Source organism: Vibrio atlanticus (genome assembly GCF_024347315.1).
GTDB lineage: Bacteria > Pseudomonadota > Gammaproteobacteria > Enterobacterales > Vibrionaceae > Vibrio > Vibrio atlanticus.
On sequence record NZ_AP025461.1, the window covers coordinates 771,954 to 788,333 of the forward strand.

Below are 16,380 nucleotides of genomic sequence, written 5' to 3' on the forward strand. Positions count from 1 at the left end.
TTGATGAAAGTTGACTCCGAAATACCACTCAGCCCAATAGGCTCTTCCGCCTGGCAGGCCTTATTAGCTATGGCGCCACGTCAATCAAAAGCGCTATTCAAAGCATGGCTTAATCGTTTGATTGCTCAGCTTGATGCACTGCTCAGTGAGCAATTATCTGAAGTCATTCAGCATCCGCAGTTTCAGCAACTGGAAGCGTCTTGGACTGGAGTCGAATCCTTGACAGAGGTTCAAGTTTCGCAGCGTCGTGTGAAAATTAAGCTGCTCGATGCCAGTTGGCAAGTGGTTGCTTCCGATCTTAACCATTCATTCGATTTAAAGCATTCGAGGCTGTATCAGAAATTATATGCCAACGAGTTTGATACGGCGGGAGGATTGCCTTTCGGGCTTGTCATGGTTGACCATAAGATCAGTGCCGACTACAACCCAGATCAAGAGTGGGATGACTTATTCACTCTTCAACTGTTATCTGAGTTGGGTGAAATGGCATTTTGTCCAATGGTGTTAGGTGTTGATGAACTCTTTTTTGGGGATGACCCTCGTCGACAACTGCATGATCGAGCTCGTATAAACCGTATTCTAAGCAGCCGTGATCTCGTGTCATGGCAACTGCTACGTGGGCGCAGCTCGTCACGTTTTCTCCACTTAGTGATGCCAGAGTTTTTAATGCGCCAACCTTATCAGCATTGTCCTGCTGGCTTTCTGTTTAACCAAGAACAACGTGAGCATTGTGCCTTATGGGGGAACAGTGGCTACCTGGTCTTGAGTAATGTGATGCGCGAGTTCGACCGCATCAGTTGGTTTGGGTTTTTGCGTTCATACGATGACACTGGTAACTATGGAGCGGTAGTGCCGAACTCTGGATCACTGCGCACGAAAGTAGACTTGTTTGCGGAGGACGATGGCTTTTGGGGCGCGCAGGGATTCATGCCCTTAACGAGCCTTTATTTGAGTGATCAAAAAGGATTTTTTAGCAATCAGTCCGTCTGGCAAGCCCCGAGCCCAGATCAACGTCAACTAGGAATGCTACAGACCAATTTGATGGCCTGCCGATTTGGTCACTACATCAAAGCACAAATCCGTGATCAGGTTGGACGGTACGACAGTGTGGAAAGTTGTCGACGTAGCCTTGAGCGGTGGCTGGATCAATACATCAGCAACGTGAGCTATGGAGAAGACTCGATCTTAGCGCGGTATCCCCTCCGTTCCTGCTATGTGCGAATTGAAGAGTCAGAACACGATAAGACGCGTTATCTGTGTGAAATCATGCTCCAGCCTCAGTATCAGTTTGAAATGATGGACGCCAAAGTAGTGTTGACAGCGTCGGTATCTGGACAAGAAGTGGGGGAGAGTCAATGAGTCTAATGGCAAAACTCAATCAGGGGTGGCGCAATGACATTGATGCCGTCCGCGACGTCATTGTGGATAACGTTTGTGATTTGATCTCGAGTCGGGCACCTCTTTGGTCGAACGAGCCATCTATCCCAGAAGCGACCATTGCTGGTTTGGGGATGCGAAATATTGCTCGCGCACAAAGTAAGACAAACAATGCCGACATTATTGACGAAATTGAAGCGCTAATCCGTTTCTATGAGCCACGTTTAACGCAGGTTGAAATTGAGGTGCAGGAAGGGACAAACGCGACGAACCAACTGAGTTTTCGTCTGTCTGCTGTGGTCCACTCGGATCTTGGCGATGAAGCCATCGTGTTGGACTCCTTTCTGGATCTCAGCAGCAACAAACTTGATGTAAGGAAGTCTAATTTTGTCTAATTCATTGCTTTCCTATTTTGAACAAGAGCTGCGTTTTATTCGCAATGAAACCACACAATTTGCCGAGCGCCACCCAGGGGCAGCGCGTGCGCTCAGTATACGCAAAGACAGTATTGATGACCCACAGATCGCTCGTCTGATCGAAAGTGTTGCACTGATGAACGGTAAGTTACAGCAGCGTCTTGATGACTCTTATCCGGAACTGACCGAAAGCCTGGTTACATTGCTGTTTCCGCATTACTTAAGACCGCTCCCGTCCTATACCATGCTGGATTTTGAGGTGGAGAAGGACGCCAATGCTAAGCATATGATTCCCAAAGAGACGGAATTCGACTTAATGGGTGAAGGGGAGGAGCCGTTCGTGTTTCGAACGACGGAGGACATCGAGATTTTTCCGACCTCCGTCTCGTCAGCCGAAGTGTTATTTGCACCTTTTGAACTGGCTAAGCCATCAGGGGCAGAGAGTGCGAAGGCAATGCTGGAGCTGACCATCACGGCGACCGATGAAGGCATTGAACTCAGTGAGTTGGGTATGGAAAGCCTCACTCTGCACCTCAAAGGAGAAAGCCACTTTGCTTTGCGTCTTTATGATGTCTTGGCTCAAGGTGTTGCTCAGGTGGCGCTTCAATGCGAAGGCGGTGCGGTGCTACTGGGACCATCGGCATTGCAACCCATTGGTTTTGACGCTGAGAACACGGTATTGCCCTATCAGGCAGCCAGTTTTGGTGGGTTCAAACTGCTGACTGAGTTCTTTATGTTTCCCGAGCGTTTTCAGGGTTTTAGTCTCGATTTGACGCGTCTTGGTCAACGACGTCTAGGGGCGGAATGTCGGCTTCAAATCTTCCTTGATGAAATCAGTATGGAGCAGGCGCGAAGCATCCAGACCCAGCACTTTTCATTGTTTAGCGTCCCTTTGGTGAACTTGCACAGTAAGATCTCTGAGCCTATCCATATTGACTTCAGCCAGAAGCAATATCCGGTGTATCTCGATAGCAATCAACGCAGTGATTTGGAAGTATTTTCTGTTGACGAGGTGGTGGACGTTACAGAGGGTGAACCGTGTGTGGTGCCGCCTCTGTACGGGGAAAAATACACCAGCACAAACAATTCATTGCGATGGCAACTTGTGCAAAGTATCCATGAAAGAGGGGTGCTGAGCAGCAGTTTGAAAGTGGCGGACTTGGGACACGTCAGTGCGAAGGTAGGGGAGCGCGTCTGGACTGTCACCACCACGGCTAGCGATGGTGTGAGCGCAGGTTCACTCCCAGTAACAAGTCAAATTGCTTGTCGTGATGCGCTAACAATACCTGCCACAATGAGTTTGTCACGCAGGCCGACGTTGCCAGTACGAAGTCGAGACGCCAATAAGAATGTGTGGGCGCTGCTGTGCCACTTGCATTTTAACTACCATGCCATTTTGGGTACCGACAATCCAACGGCTACCTTGAGAAATGTACTGGAGTTGTACAACCACAATCAAGCCGTGCAGAACCAAGTATATATTGATGCCCTACTGGATATTACCCAAGAGCAGGTTGTGGCACCGCTCCGTGTCTCTGGCAAAACGTGTTTTGCTTACGGAACAAAGATCGCTGTGACGTTAGAAGCCAGTAACGTGAATGGGGGCATTGCTTTGTTTGCCCACTTACTGGATCGATTCTTTGCCTACTTTGCGGGCTTTAACAGCTTCACGCAGTTGGATGTTTATCTCGAAGGACAAGATGGTGTTTATCTGTCCTTCCCAAGGAGAACCGGGTGCAAGAGTCTATTGTAAGTCGATTGACCTCGGGTGGCTTCGCGGGTCAGTTGGAAAAGGCGTGGCAGATGTTCAAGCATCAAGCGCATCTGGTGGGGCAACGACCTGAAGTCAGGTTCAAAGCCGAAGTTCTTCCTGCCTATTACCAGACTCAGGTGTCTCAAGTCACGTCTGACCGAACTGGGGCATTCATCGTGTCAACTTCAGTTGCTGCGTTGTCTGGCAATGGAGGAGCGATGCCCCGAGCGATGTACAGCGGCGCGCTCTCAGCGCGATTTGAACGGGGGGACGAAGCCGCCTGTGATTTCTTTGACACGTTTAACAACCGCTATTACCGCCTGCATTGTGAGACCGAACAAAAACACGATCTGGCCTATCAAGTTGAAGAAGAGCATTTCCATTGGAACCAACACCGTCAGTCGATGACTGGCATGCTGTCTTCACTGGCTGGTCAGACGGGAGAAATACGCTCTATACCCGAAGATCACTTGGTGCAATACACCGGATTGCTTGGGCTTAAGCTGACGTGTTTGCTCGCTTTGAAAGTGTTGCTGGAGGACTATTTTGATGCGGAGTTTGATATCGCCCGAAGTGGACTAGAGTACCTCCCTCTTACGGAATGTTCGTTAACCCAAATTGGGCAGAGTGGTCAGAATCAACAACTTGGGATAGGTGCGTTGGCAGGGAAGAGTACACCGATGCTCGGGCACAAACTCGCGATCAAAATTTGTCCAAGAAACTACGCCCATTACCTTGCTATTAGGCATGACGAGAAAATGATACGTGCGATTGATCATATGGTACGCAGTTACATGGGGGTCAATACCAAGTTTGCTTTGTACATGAAAGTGCGAAGCCAGTACCTGCCGCGAGTCACGCTCTCTTCCGACCATCAGAAAGCACTGCGAATAGGGCAGTCTGCGTGGATGGACAATCAATCAACCCAACCACAGTTTGTGGAAATGCCACTGGCGAAAAGTTAGGAAAAAAGAATGATCAACATTGAACTGAAGAGCTTGGTTAAAAGGCTGACACCAGCGTTAAAAAACGCTTTAGAGTCAGCCGCTGGTGAATGTGTCAGCCATACTCATTTCTCGATAGAGCCAGAACATTGGTTCTTACTGTTGCTGCAGCAAAGTAAAGGATGGGATGCGGCGTTGCAACAAGCATCCTTATCGAAAGCTCAAATCCTCGAGCGTTGTCATGCTCATTTAACAGGGTTACCTCGTGGGAATGACTCGTCCCCCGCGCTGTCACCAGGGTTGGTTGAGTTACTGAAAGATGCCTGGATGTTAGCCTCGCTGAACAATCAACAATCGGTTGTCAACGAGTATCACGTTCTCATGGTGCTTAAACAGCGAATGGAACAGAGCATTTATAATGGTGTCTTGAGTGGCTGGGTGACAACGTTATCGTCAGAGTGGCTGCGCCAGCAGGCTTTGGCGGCCAATACGCCCAATCCAATCTCGGAGACGTCCGAAAGCATGGTCTCAGCCCTTGGTGATTCCACCACGCCGGCTTTGGACAAGTACTCGCAAAATTTAACGGAGGCCGCACGAAGCAGAACGTTAGACCCGATCTCGGGGCGTGGTGATGAAATTCGTAAGGCGATTGACATCTTGTGCCGTCGACGTCAAAACAGCCCAATCTTAGTCGGTGACCCCGGTGTGGGAAAAACCGCTATCGTTGAAGGATTGGCACAAGAAATTGTCAATGGCAATGTCCCGCCTGCGCTCGAGAATATTGAGCTGCGAAGCCTTGATCTATCCCTACTCCAAGCGGGTGCGAGCATTAAGGGGGAATTCGAGAATCGCTTAAAAGATGTCATCAATGAAATTAAGCAATCGCCGACACCTATCATCATGTTTATTGATGAGGCACACACGCTGATTGGAGCCGGAGGCGCCGCAGGTCAAAACGATGCGGCGAACATTCTTAAGCCAGCCCTGGCTCGGGGGGAATTTCGCTCTTTAGCGGCGACGACGTGGGCGGAGTACAAACAATACTTTGAATCGGATGCGGCACTGACTCGACGCTTTCAAGTCGTGTCTGTTGACGAGCCGAGTGCTGAGGATGCGGTGCATATGCTACGCGGCGTTAAACGAAGCTTGGAAAAGCACCACAGTGTCAAAGTGATGCAGCAAGCCATTGATGCGGCTGTGTCGTTGTCTGTCCGTTACTTACCCGAACGCAAGTTGCCGGACAAGGCGATCAGTTTGTTGGACACTGCGTGTTCACGAATTGGGTTAAGCCAAAGTGCCACTCCACGCCAAATGGAGGCGGTGGCAGAGCAAATTCGCTATACCCGCAATGAAATTGACACGCTATCGCACGAAGCAGCCCTATGGTCGATGGATGACCCTCGATTAGCGGCGGCAAAGCAGCGGTTGACCACCTTAGAGGCTGAACATCAGGCCATTGAATCACGCTGGAATGAGGAGCGTGATTTAGTGACGTCAATCCTCGAATTGCAAACTTGTCTGGATGAGGAGCTGCAAGATCAGGGCGAGATCACGTCCAATGAACTAAGAGACACACTATCTGAGAAAATGGCGGCATTGGGTGAACTGCAAGGCGAGCAGCCATTGGTTCTGCCTCTGGTGACGGCACAGACGATCGCGGAGGTGGTCGCGCTGTGGACTGGGATTCCTGTCGGCAACATGTTAAGCCAAGAGGTCGAGCGACTGATGGCGCTTGAGTCACACATTGGTGAACGTGTTATTGGCCAGATCACCCCAATTGCTGAGTTGTCACAGGCGATACGTCTTTCGCGAGCGGGATTAACGGATCCGCGCAAGCCTGTCGGTGTGTTCTTAATGTGTGGACCGAGTGGGGTCGGTAAAACTGAGACGGCGTTGGCTTTAACTGATTTGCTGTATGGGGGCGAGCGTAATATCACCACCATTAACATGACGGAGTTTAAGGAAGCGCATAAGGTCTCGATGCTGCTGGGCTCGCCAGCCGGCTATGTTGGATACGGAAAAGGAGGCGTCTTGACGGAAGCGGTACGCAAAAACCCTTACTCGGTACTCCTGCTGGATGAAATGGAAAAAGCGCACCCAAGTGTGCATGACATCTTCTATCAAATCTTTGATAAAGGGGCGGTTTCAGACAGCGAAGGTCGCCATGTCGATTTTCGCAACACCATTATCATCATGACCTCAAACGCCGCGGACAGTGCCGTCGTGGATGCTTGCTCAGAAGAGCGACCTGACGTTCCTTCTCTGACTCACACGATCTTTCCTGAACTGCAAAAACACTTTAAGCCAGCGTTTTTAGGTCGAGCAACGATTGTGCCTTATTTCCCACTCAATGACGACGAAATGGCAAAGATCGCGGCGTTATCTCTTCAGCGAATTCGCCAGCGTGTTGATGAACACTACGGGGCGAGCTTTGATTACGACCCACAAGTGATTGAGCAGCTAGTTCATCTGAATGAGTCCCCGGAAACAGGGGCGCGAGCCATTGAACAAATCATCAATCGTCAATTGATGCCTAACTTGGCGAATCAATGCATTCAACGCATGAGCGAGAACCAGCAGGTGGAAGCGGTGCATGTCGGTATCGACAGCAATGGCTTGTTCGACATTCGCATTCAATAACAAGTGATAAAGAGGCGTTAGACCTCACATTAAGCAGCGGTGAGTGATTACCGCTGCCTTGACCAACAACGACGTGAGTTTTTGATTTTTTTTTGTTGCTAGGGGCGGTGTCAGCGCTCCCACATTAGTAACGTTACATGATGAGTAAGTATAGATGACGCAACCTGTTTTTTCTAAGTCACAACTGGAATGGATTCGACATAACCTCACTGTAGCCGTGATCCACGGTGGGGACAAAGCGCGCGCGGAGAGCTTTATTTTCGAGAACTTAAGCCCGCGTTCAACTAAGACGTACGAACCTGTGGCGCACGATATCACGAATGCTCTGCGTGAATCGGGTTTTCAACATGTGGAGGTATTGGCTGAGGACATTGATCTTGCTCAGCAGTTGAAAGACAAAGCCATTGACTTAGTGATCACCAATAGCGGTGGACTTCAGGGATTTGATTCAATGTGTCATCTGCCATCAACGTTGGAGATGTTGGGCGTCCCTTACGTCGGACATTCGCCAATGACGGCAGGCATATTGGATAACAAACACCTCTTTAAGCATGAGATCCACGCCGCGGGATTACCGACGACACCTTTTATTACTATAGGTATTGACGAACGCTTCGAGGATGAGGTCAAGCAAAGCGCGATTGACCAAATTGAGGCGCAGTTTGCGGACGGGTTTATCGTAAAGCCTGTGTCTGGGAGAGCGTCGATTCATGTTTACCCGGTCTTTTCGAGAGAGGCCTTGGCAGGAGTGGTCGAGAAAGTGCGTGTAGCGACGGGGAACACGGTGATGATCGAACCCTTTCTCAGCGGTCGTGAATTTGTGGTGGCGGTAGCAGGCGAGTTCATTTTCAAGTCTGGTCAGCTTACACAGTCGGATACACCGCTGGCTTTTTCTATCACTGAGCGTGTGCTTGGCGAGGACGAGCCGATTTTTACGTCTATGGACTTGAAACCCATAACCCAAGATCGTCTGATTGCAGTCACCGACGAACCTCTGCGTAGTGAACTGGCAGCGATTGGGCAGAAAATCTACCGCCAATTGGGTCTTCAAACGCTGGTTCGCGTTGATTTACGTATGGATAGCACAGGCAAAGTGTACGTTTTGGAAACGAATCCAAAACCGGATCTTAAACGCCCTCAAGGGGACAGCGTCAGTTTGGTTTGCCATGACTTAGCCCGTGAAGGCATGGACTACACAGATCTTGTCCAGTCACTGGTCTTCAATCGTCTGTCTTTCTTAAAGCAGAAAAGACCGATGGCGTTGGCCCACTGCCTAACGGCGCAATTTGATGCTTTGCAGGAGTAATAGTTGAACACGTTTAAGCAATACAGTCGCTTGATGCTTGGGGCGTTATTGGTCCTGTTGTCACTGATGTTGATCTTCGTCGTGGGCTATGCCCAGGCATTGAAAAGCTATCAACAACAAAGCCGAGACGCCATTCTAGCCCAAACGGAAGCGGCCAAAATCGGTATAGAGCAAGTGCTGAACTCTGGGGTCCCACTGCCTGACATCGCGGGGTTAGAAAAAGTGTTGTCTCCTATCGCAGATGCTGACTCGTCAGTGGTCGATATCCGCGTGATTTCGGGACAACAAGAATTGTATCGCTATACCGATGAAAGCATGCACGGAAGCTTGGTCAGCATCCCTTTGAACAACAAGTTTACACAGGTGGGAGCATTGGAAGTGATGCTCAGTGATCATGAGATTGCCAAGACAATTGATGGGCAGTTCAAACCCATGTTGGGGTTGGTGCTCTTTTTGACCGCCGCGTTTGTGTTTTTTGTTCTTCGTAGTGCCAATCCTAAGATCTACTTTACCGCATTTGGCGGGGTGTTTTTGGCAATGTCCACGAGTGTATTTTTTATGGTGGGGGCTCTGTATAAGTCGGGTTTGGAGAACAAAGCCGACTCCATGGCCAACATCGTAACGCAGCGATTAGCGCCTGTATTGAGTGCTGGAATTGGGTACGAGCAAGTCAGCGGTATTGATCGAATGTTGGACAGTTTTCGTCAGTCCAATCCTGAAGTTTCATCCATCTCCGTGTCACAAGGGAATACGATGATCGCCAAAAGTCAGGCTCGCGCCGATTCCATGGTTGTGGAGAGTATGGCTGCGTTTCTTGTGGAGGATACCAAAGGCAGCCAAGTTACTGTGGCCTTTGATCCCAAGGCATTGCTGGCTCAACTCCTGAAAACGCTGAAAAACTTTGCGATCTTGTTCGCTGGGTGTGCGTTCATCTGCTTTGCATTTGTGCGTTTGCTTTGTCACTCCAAGGCACAGTCTGACAATGAGGCCGTGTTAGCAAAAGTGAAACCTTTGTTACTGGTGACGGTATTGATGGAGTCATTGATGGCGCCCGTATTGCCGCAATATTTGACGCAGGTAGCGGTGGAGAGTGGCGCAAGTGAAAGTTGGTCCTCGTACTTTTTTACCCTGTACTTCGTTGGATTTGCTGCGACATTATTGCCGGTGGCGCGATTGCTAGAAGTGTGGGATATCCGCAAAGTGTTGGGGGCAGGGATCGTACTGTCGTCGCTGGGTTGCTTACTTTTGGCGTATGACTCTCAATTGATGACGGTGCTCGTGGCTCGTTTGATTTCGGGGGTGGGTCAAGCCACGATCTTCATTGCTGTGCAAGGGTATATTTTGCGCTGCAGCGATCAAAGCAACAAAACGCAAGCCGCCGGCATTATCGTGTTTTGCTTTAATGCGGGCTTTATTTCAGGCGCCGCAATTGGTGCGCTCTTGGCGGACACTGTTGGGGTTCAAGGCATCTTCATGCTGGCGGTGTTTGTTGGTGGGTTAATGTATCTGTTCGCGTTGACTCTCCCTTCGATGGCGATGCAAGCCACAAAGCAGGGGACGTTAAAAGAAAACTTTACCGCCATGGTCAAAGATGCGTCAGCATTGATGCGAGTCCCTTCGTTTATGCGCACAATGTTGCTTGTAGGGATCCCGACCAAAATGATGCTCACAGGTGTCGTGTTTTTTGCCGTACCTATCTTGTTATCGAATGCCGGCGTAGAGCGAGAGAGCATCGGTCAAGTATTGATGGCGTATGCTTTTTCCGTGTTATTTGTTAGCGGCAAGGTGTCACCGATGATAGACCGAGTAGGCTCGGCGAAATGGGCGCTGTGTCTTGGCAGTGGCGTCGGTGCTGTCTCACTTATTTTATTGTCTTTTTCTTTCCGTTTTGAAGACATAACGTATCTGGTTTTAATTGCCACGTTTGCGATGTTAGTCATGGGGATTTCTCACGGATTGATCAACGCCCCTGTTGTGACGCACGTAGTGACGTCGACTCAGGGCGCGAATGCGAACTCAGTCGCGTCAACGTATCGCTTTCTTGAACGACTCGGACATGTTTTGGGAGCCATTGTTGTTGGAGCACTGTTGACTCATTTGGGACACTCTTGGGCGTTTTTCACCCTATCGATCTTCTTTGGTTTCGCCGGGGCGACGATGTGGCTTCTTGATCGAACGCCAAGCATGGAGGGGCAATCATGAAGAGGTTGATGGGAGTTTTTCTGTGGGTGACGATGTCATCGTTCGTTCAGGCGAAATGGCCTCAGTGGTTGGGAGAACCGCTCATAGACAATCATTCGGTGGAGTGGGAAATAAAGGCTCAAGAGGGGGACGTTGTGTTCGCGCCGCGCGCAGAACGTCCGCGTGTCTGGGTGCTTATTTCACGCAAAGCGGACTCTTACGATGTGGCCCTCTCCACCATGCTAAAAGTCTTTCGTCGCGAGATGCCTAATGTCTCATTTCGAGTGTTCTTATTGCCGGCGACTCAGCAGCAGTTGCGAACGTGGACGCATGCGGCGGAACGTGAGGCGGCTCTGATTTACAGCGTGGGATCGCGGGCGACGGTGTCGCTTCATGAGGTTTATTCGGGCGGTAAACTGCCGGTGATCTCAGTTAATGCCAAAGATCCTGTCTTAATGGGGCTGACAGACAACTATCAAAGCAGTGGAAACAACTTTGCGTATACATCCCTAAACTTGCGAGCGGATATCACGCTTAACTTTTTACGTCGTTTCCGACCAAGCTTGACGCAAATTGGTGTGCTGTATGCAAAAACCAACACCAGTGCTTACTTGACTCAGTATCTACCACTGAAAATGGAAGCAGAAAAGCAAGGTGTGCGAGTTTTTCCTATTGAAGTGGATGAAACCCAACCCGGGCAAACGCTAGAAGAAAGCATGGCAGCGCAAACGCAAGCCATGCGAGTTGGTGATCATACGTTTGAGCGTTCACTGCTTTGGTTAACTGGCAGTTCGAGTTTGCTGAGTCGGATTGATGAGATAAACCAGTATTCGCAGCGTTTACCTTTGTTGACGGCAGTACCGGATGCGGTCAATGCCAGTGCGCAAAGTGCGTTAATGTCGGTTGGTGTCGGGTTTGAAAATAACGCACATCAAGCGGCGCTCTATGGTCTTCGTATTCTGAACGAAGGGGTAAAGCCTCATTCTTTACCTGTTGGACTCCTGTCCCCCCCTGATATTGCGATCAGTTTTAAACAAGCTGAGCGAGTCAACACCCCTGTACCTTTCGTTTTGCTCGAAATGGCGAGTGACATCTACGCCCGCGATGGCAGTGTTGTGCGCTCAGCGGGCATGAGCATGGAGGATCATACACCATGAGAACCGTCATATTTCTGCTGCTATTCATCGGAAGTAGCAGTCAATCGGCGTGGGCGTTCAGTCGACCAGACCGTTTACTGCTCGCAACGCAAGAGTGGTTTCCCTACCAGTACCAAGAGAACGGGGTAATGAAAGGCCCAGGGATCGATAAAGTAAAATGCGTAATGCGCCACCTGGATCAGCCCTATCAACTGACCATGACCAAATGGGACCGCGCGCAACTGATGACTGAAGTTGGGTCTCAACATGGTTTTTTCTTGGCTTCACACAACAGCAAACGCGATGAGTATGCTGAGTACTCCGCACCTTTGGAAGAGCAGAATTGGAGTTGGTTTTCTCTGTCGGATTCGACGGAGGTCGACAGTGCGATGTTCAAGTCTCAAATCAAGGTGGCGGCGTTGTTTGGCTCAAACAAATGGTTTTGGTTACAGAAAAACGGTTATCGAGTCAGTAAAAAACCAAGAACCCCTAAAGCGCTGATTGAGTTACTGCTTAACGGCGAAGTCGGTGCCATCTTAGGAAATGACGCCGTGATCGACGAAACCATCAAAAAAATGGGCGTTAGCTACCGAGCCATATCTCGTACTCGTGTTCAGTCTCAGTCTTTGGGGGTGTACTTTTCCAAAGCCTTTATCAAGCGATATCCCCGTTTTCTCGCGGAGTTTAATGACGCGGCCGAACAGTGCCGTTAGCGTTCAATATGGATTTAATGACAGGTCAATTATATGCCTCTATCAATCAGAATAATCAGTTCTCCGGACGGTGAAAGCATTGCCGAGTGGAATCAAGCCTTTCCTGAAGACGGTGGTGATATCGGTCGTGCTTTCGGGAACACATTGCAGCTCAGTGATGCCAGTCGGGAAATTTCGGGAACGCATGCGATCATTCGCAAGAATTCGCGTGGGTACCAAATTGCCGACAACAGTACCAACGGGTTGTTTATTAATGGATCTGACAAGCCATTAGGGAATGGAAACCAATCGACTCTCAGCGATGGAGACGTGCTGGATATCGGTCGCTACCGCCTACTGGTGTCGTGTTTTGTTCCCGATCTTGCCGTTGTGAAATCTGGATTGGGGGCGGAGCGTCATTCCCCTTTTGGAGACGATCCGTTTAGTCAAGAGACTCCTATCGTTGGTGAGATCCCAACTGAAGAAGTGGGTGAACCGGAGGTAGTGATCTCCACGTTGGATGTGGTTGATGACGATCCGTTTGTCGCCCATGCCCCTACTCTTCAACTGGCGGCGGCGTCTTTAGATCTTGAGTTTCAATCTGCGGATGAGGACCCGCTTGTAGAGGCTGAGGTCAGGGCGATCTTCCCACCGTCGGAGGTGTCTGCTGCACGTCATCCGGAACTCGGCACGTCTGTTCGCCCTACAGCCTATGTGTTAGCGGAATTGCAACATCATGACCAACGTTCCCAAGACCGAACTGACAAAGCCTTAGAAATGGCGTTGACCCGTTTGTTGTCAGACATTTCACCTACTGCCATGGAGAACATGTTTGATGAGCTGTCTGGTAATGGGTTTTGGTCTCGCAAGCCTAAGTATTGGGAGATGTACAAACATTACTTTCATCGTCAGGTCGACAATCGTGACTGGCAAGTGAAGTTTCAAGCGTACTTTCGAGAGGCGCTGCGTCTTCAGAGAAATTTAGAAGGGGAAAAGTGATGAAAAGTCGATTTTGGGTACCGCTGCTGGCGCTGTGGTTGTCTGGCTGCAGTTTATGGAGTGAGGACTTAGGGCAACCAAGGTTGGTCGTTAATCTGACGGCGGCAACAAACATTAACCCGAATGCCGAAGGTAAACCTTCTCCAGTGGAGCTGCGAGTGTACCAACTCACCAAACGCAATGCGTTTGAGCAAGCGGATTTTATTCAAATCTATGACGACGACCAGGGGATCTTAAAGTCTGAGCTAGCGGTTGTGCGTCAATTACCAAGCTTGTTGCCAGGTGAATCGCGTCAAGAGGTTATTCCATTGGGGGCCGGCGTTCAATTCATCGGTGTCATTGCGGGATTCGCTGATTATCGCGAAGCAAAAAACAAGGTGATTTATCAACCTGTTATTGTCCATTCAGCGGCAATCAACATAGAAGTAGATGGCATCAATCTTACGGTGTCTGGGGAAGAAGAATAATGGATAACAATAAAGTTGTATGGAGTGAGGGGATGTTTTTATCACCTCAGCACTTCCAGCAGCAAGAGCGCTATGTTGAGAACTTCACGCGTGAGTTTGCGGGTCAAGTCAGCCCGAAGTGCTTCGGTGTTACGCACCTCGAGTTAGATCGTTCAATGCTCAATATTGGCAAAGTCTCTGTGCGCCGCGCTAAAGGGATATTCCCAGATGGTACCCCTTTTGTGGTTGATCAAGCGCTGGTCGTTGATGTACCTAAAAACACGCATCATAAAAAAGTGTACTTGGCGCTTCCGGTTACCCGACCAGGCGCCGTAGATGTGGGTGAGGACGCCAGATTAAGGCACCGTGCTCTGGAGCATCCCGTGTATGACACAAGCCGCGAGCAAAGTGATCCCGTGGCGTTGGAGTTGGCCATTTTAAATATACAACTCAAGCTTGAAGGGGATGAGCTTGAGGATTTTGTCTTGTTGGCCATCGCGGAAATCAGTGAGCATAAGTCTGAGGGCGCGGTTGTGCTCAATCAAGCGTTTGTTCCCCAATGTTTGCATTTTGGGGTGTCGACTTATTTGTCTGATTGCATCGCGGATGTGTTTGCACAGGTTCAGTACCGTTCGCGCGCCATTCATGCCCGTCTCCAGGCAGAGGCAAGCAGCAAAAGTTACCAATCTTTGATGCGTGACTATCTCTGGCTACAGGTGTTGGGGAGTTGGGTGCCGAAACTCGAACAGTGGCATCTCGATCCGACGTTATTGACGCGACATCTGTACCTAGAATGTGTGTCGATGGCCGGTCAGATGCAAGGGCTTGAAGGTAAGATGCCAAAGTCCTTCCTTGCTTGGAACCCAGACGATCTCTACGCGGTGTTTTCGACGGTGTTCTCTGAGCTCTTAGTCTTGTTACGCGAAGTGCAAATTGACAATGTTTCCACCTTAGTTTGGGACAAGCAACTGTTTGTTAGTCGTCGTTTGTTGCGCACCATAGTGGACGATCGCAGCTTGTATCATGAAGCTCGATTTATCATGGTCGTGTCGTCGTCTATTGGGGCGACTCGCTTGGGAGAAGAGTTCCCTCGCGCTGCGAAGTTAGCGGGAAACAGCGATATCGCGGGGTTGGTGCGTAATGCGCTGTCCGGCATTCCATTACGCCATCTGCCTTATGCTCCGTCGGAGCTTAAATCGTTGAACGATGCCGCCTATTTCGAAGTCGACACTAAGTCGGACTTGTGGCAATCCCTAGTCAAGCGAGACGAGGCAATCGCGTTACATATCGACGAACGAATCGATGATATTCGTGTCGACTTCCATGTGATTAGGTAGGTGTGAGATGGCGGGATTATTCAACGAAGAGCCAACGGTGCGCCTTCAACGTACGGCGAACGAACAACCTCAAATACGGGACCGAAAAGAAGCCCCAAATGTCGATACTTCAGGGACCGAACGATTAATCGAAGGACTGACGGTCTACGGGAGCCCTTTAATGAATGCGGCGACCGAACTGCTCGGTATACTCGTCACCATACGTCGTCAAGGCGCTCCGAGAGATATCAACCGCTTTCGCCAACAGCTGTTAGGGGCGATCGAGGCGTTTCGTTTGCGAGGCTTGCATTTGGACTACCACCCAAGTGTGATTGAGAAAAGCTGTTTTGTACTCTGCGCCGCTTTTGATGAAGCCGTGCTGTATACCACGTGGGGGGACCGGGCCCGATGGGAAAACCACTCCTTGTTGAGCAAAGTTTTTTCACAGCGCAACGGTGGCGAAGCTTTCTTTGTGTTGCTGGAAAAAGCGAGTCAGCAACCAGGCAAACTGGTGGACTTCATTGAGTTGCAGTATGTCTTACTGTCATTGGGTTTCAAAGGACTCTATCGCCATGGCGATGATAGTCAACTCTATGACATCACTGCCCGAGCTTACGGATTAATTCGCCACTATCGCTCTGAAACTCCAATGCCTGTGCCTCAAACGCAAGTGCTAAAGGAAGGGAAACAGCCGTGGCTAATGATCAGTATGGCGAAAACGATGGCGGTCACGTTTTTGCTTCTTGGGTGTGCGTATGGCTTTACAGAATATTGGTACCACAGCCGCAGTCAACCGCTGCTGACACAGTTTTCAGCCATCGACATGTCGGGCGTCAGTTTCAAGAAATCCAACAGTGATTTGGTGTATTTGAGTACGGATGATGATTTAGGTCGAGTGAGCGAGACCCCTGATCTCCAAGGCGAGAAAAAGGAAGAGCAAGTCGCAGCATTGGAATGGGAGATCATCTTAGCGGTGTTCTCTCGACCAAGTGATGCCCTTCGGTTGTCGTCTGAGCTTAACCAAGCGGGGTATGAGTCATTCACGCGGGAAAGCGAGCATGGTATCGAGCTGTATCTGGATGCGGGTGAAGACCTCAAAACCATACGTAAGTTGAAGAATGAGCTAAATGTTCGTTTTGGATTAAACGCCACAATCAAAAGAGCGCAGAAGTAA

The 16,380-nt window shown here is 49.8% G+C and carries 13 protein-coding genes; all 13 read left to right on the top strand.

Annotated elements, in window-relative coordinates; all coding sequences use genetic code 11:
• The first annotated feature begins 3 nt into the window (after positions 1-3).
• The 13 genes from OCV30_RS19150 (at position 4) to icmH (ending at position 16,380) form a co-directional block, all read left to right on the top strand.
• Positions 4-1,359 (top strand): type VI secretion system contractile sheath domain-containing protein, encoded by a 1,356-nt coding sequence (locus tag OCV30_RS19150; protein ID WP_065678300.1) that lies wholly within the window; start codon positions 4-6, stop codon positions 1,357-1,359.
• The gene (tssE, locus tag OCV30_RS19155) at positions 1,356-1,772 is read left to right on the top strand and encodes a type VI secretion system baseplate subunit TssE (RefSeq protein WP_029224443.1); all 417 of its coding nucleotides are present in this window, start codon (positions 1,356-1,358) and stop codon (positions 1,770-1,772) included. Before OCV30_RS19150 ends, tssE begins: the two co-directional genes overlap by 4 nt.
• Complete coding sequence (tssF, locus tag OCV30_RS19160; RefSeq protein ID WP_065678299.1) at positions 1,765-3,546, top strand: type VI secretion system baseplate subunit TssF; 1,782 nt, start codon at positions 1,765-1,767, stop codon at positions 3,544-3,546. The genes tssE and tssF overlap by 8 nt, the downstream gene beginning before the upstream one ends.
• Positions 3,528-4,511, top strand: coding sequence for a type VI secretion system baseplate subunit TssG (locus tag OCV30_RS19165; protein WP_065678298.1), 984 nt, complete (start codon positions 3,528-3,530; stop codon positions 4,509-4,511). Before tssF ends, OCV30_RS19165 begins: the two co-directional genes overlap by 19 nt.
• A gap of 9 nt (positions 4,512-4,520) precedes the next feature.
• Positions 4,521-7,130 carry a type VI secretion system ATPase TssH gene (gene tssH, locus OCV30_RS19170; RefSeq protein WP_065678297.1) on the top strand — a complete coding sequence of 870 codons (2,610 nt, stop codon included), beginning with the start codon at positions 4,521-4,523 and terminating at the stop codon, positions 7,128-7,130.
• A gap of 154 nt (positions 7,131-7,284) precedes the next feature.
• Positions 7,285-8,436 carry a D-alanine--D-alanine ligase family protein gene (locus OCV30_RS19175; protein ID WP_065678296.1) on the top strand — a complete coding sequence of 384 codons (1,152 nt, stop codon included), beginning with the start codon at positions 7,285-7,287 and terminating at the stop codon, positions 8,434-8,436.
• Between the two features lie 3 nt (positions 8,437-8,439).
• The gene (locus OCV30_RS19180; protein WP_065678295.1) at positions 8,440-10,638 is read left to right on the top strand and encodes an MFS transporter; all 2,199 of its coding nucleotides are present in this window, start codon (positions 8,440-8,442) and stop codon (positions 10,636-10,638) included.
• Positions 10,635-11,774: an ABC transporter substrate binding protein gene (locus OCV30_RS19185; RefSeq protein WP_065678294.1), complete on the top strand. Its 1,140-nt coding sequence runs from the start codon at positions 10,635-10,637 to the stop codon at positions 11,772-11,774. Before OCV30_RS19180 ends, OCV30_RS19185 begins: the two co-directional genes overlap by 4 nt.
• On the top strand, positions 11,771-12,466 hold the full coding sequence (locus OCV30_RS19190; protein WP_065678293.1) for a substrate-binding periplasmic protein: 696 nt from the start codon (positions 11,771-11,773) through the stop codon (positions 12,464-12,466). The genes OCV30_RS19185 and OCV30_RS19190 overlap by 4 nt, the downstream gene beginning before the upstream one ends.
• A 33-nt stretch (positions 12,467-12,499) precedes the next feature.
• Positions 12,500-13,444 carry a type VI secretion system-associated FHA domain protein gene (locus OCV30_RS19195; RefSeq protein WP_065678292.1) on the top strand — a complete coding sequence of 315 codons (945 nt, stop codon included), beginning with the start codon at positions 12,500-12,502 and terminating at the stop codon, positions 13,442-13,444.
• Positions 13,444-13,911: a type VI secretion system lipoprotein TssJ gene (gene tssJ / locus OCV30_RS19200; protein ID WP_065678291.1), complete on the top strand. Its 468-nt coding sequence runs from the start codon at positions 13,444-13,446 to the stop codon at positions 13,909-13,911. Before OCV30_RS19195 ends, tssJ begins: the two co-directional genes overlap by 1 nt.
• Positions 13,911-15,227 carry a type VI secretion system baseplate subunit TssK gene (tssK, locus tag OCV30_RS19205; protein WP_065678290.1) on the top strand — a complete coding sequence of 439 codons (1,317 nt, stop codon included), beginning with the start codon at positions 13,911-13,913 and terminating at the stop codon, positions 15,225-15,227. The genes tssJ and tssK overlap by 1 nt, the downstream gene beginning before the upstream one ends.
• A 7-nt stretch (positions 15,228-15,234) precedes the next feature.
• A complete protein-coding gene (gene icmH / locus OCV30_RS19210) occupies positions 15,235-16,380 on the top strand; it encodes a type IVB secretion system protein IcmH/DotU (RefSeq protein ID WP_065678289.1) in 1,146 nt (381 codons plus the stop codon).

Bases quoted from the DNA above. Each gene is read 5' to 3' on its own strand.
- OCV30_RS19150 (WP_065678300.1), top strand. From the start codon at position 4: ATGAAAGTTGACTCCGAAATACCACTCAGCCCAATAGGCTCTTCCGCC.
- tssE (WP_029224443.1), top strand. From the start codon at position 1,356: ATGAGTCTAATGGCAAAACTCAATCAGGGGTGGCGCAATGACATTGAT.
- tssH (WP_065678297.1), top strand. From the start codon at position 4,521: ATGATCAACATTGAACTGAAGAGCTTGGTTAAAAGGCTGACACCAGCG.
- OCV30_RS19175 (WP_065678296.1), top strand. From the start codon at position 7,285: ATGACGCAACCTGTTTTTTCTAAGTCACAACTGGAATGGATTCGACAT.
- OCV30_RS19185 (WP_065678294.1), top strand. From the start codon at position 10,635: ATGAAGAGGTTGATGGGAGTTTTTCTGTGGGTGACGATGTCATCGTTC.
- OCV30_RS19190 (WP_065678293.1), top strand. From the start codon at position 11,771: ATGAGAACCGTCATATTTCTGCTGCTATTCATCGGAAGTAGCAGTCAA.
- OCV30_RS19195 (WP_065678292.1), top strand. From the start codon at position 12,500: ATGCCTCTATCAATCAGAATAATCAGTTCTCCGGACGGTGAAAGCATT.
- tssJ (WP_065678291.1), top strand. From the start codon at position 13,444: ATGAAAAGTCGATTTTGGGTACCGCTGCTGGCGCTGTGGTTGTCTGGC.
- tssK (WP_065678290.1), top strand. From the start codon at position 13,911: ATGGATAACAATAAAGTTGTATGGAGTGAGGGGATGTTTTTATCACCT.
- icmH (WP_065678289.1), top strand. From the start codon at position 15,235: ATGGCGGGATTATTCAACGAAGAGCCAACGGTGCGCCTTCAACGTACG.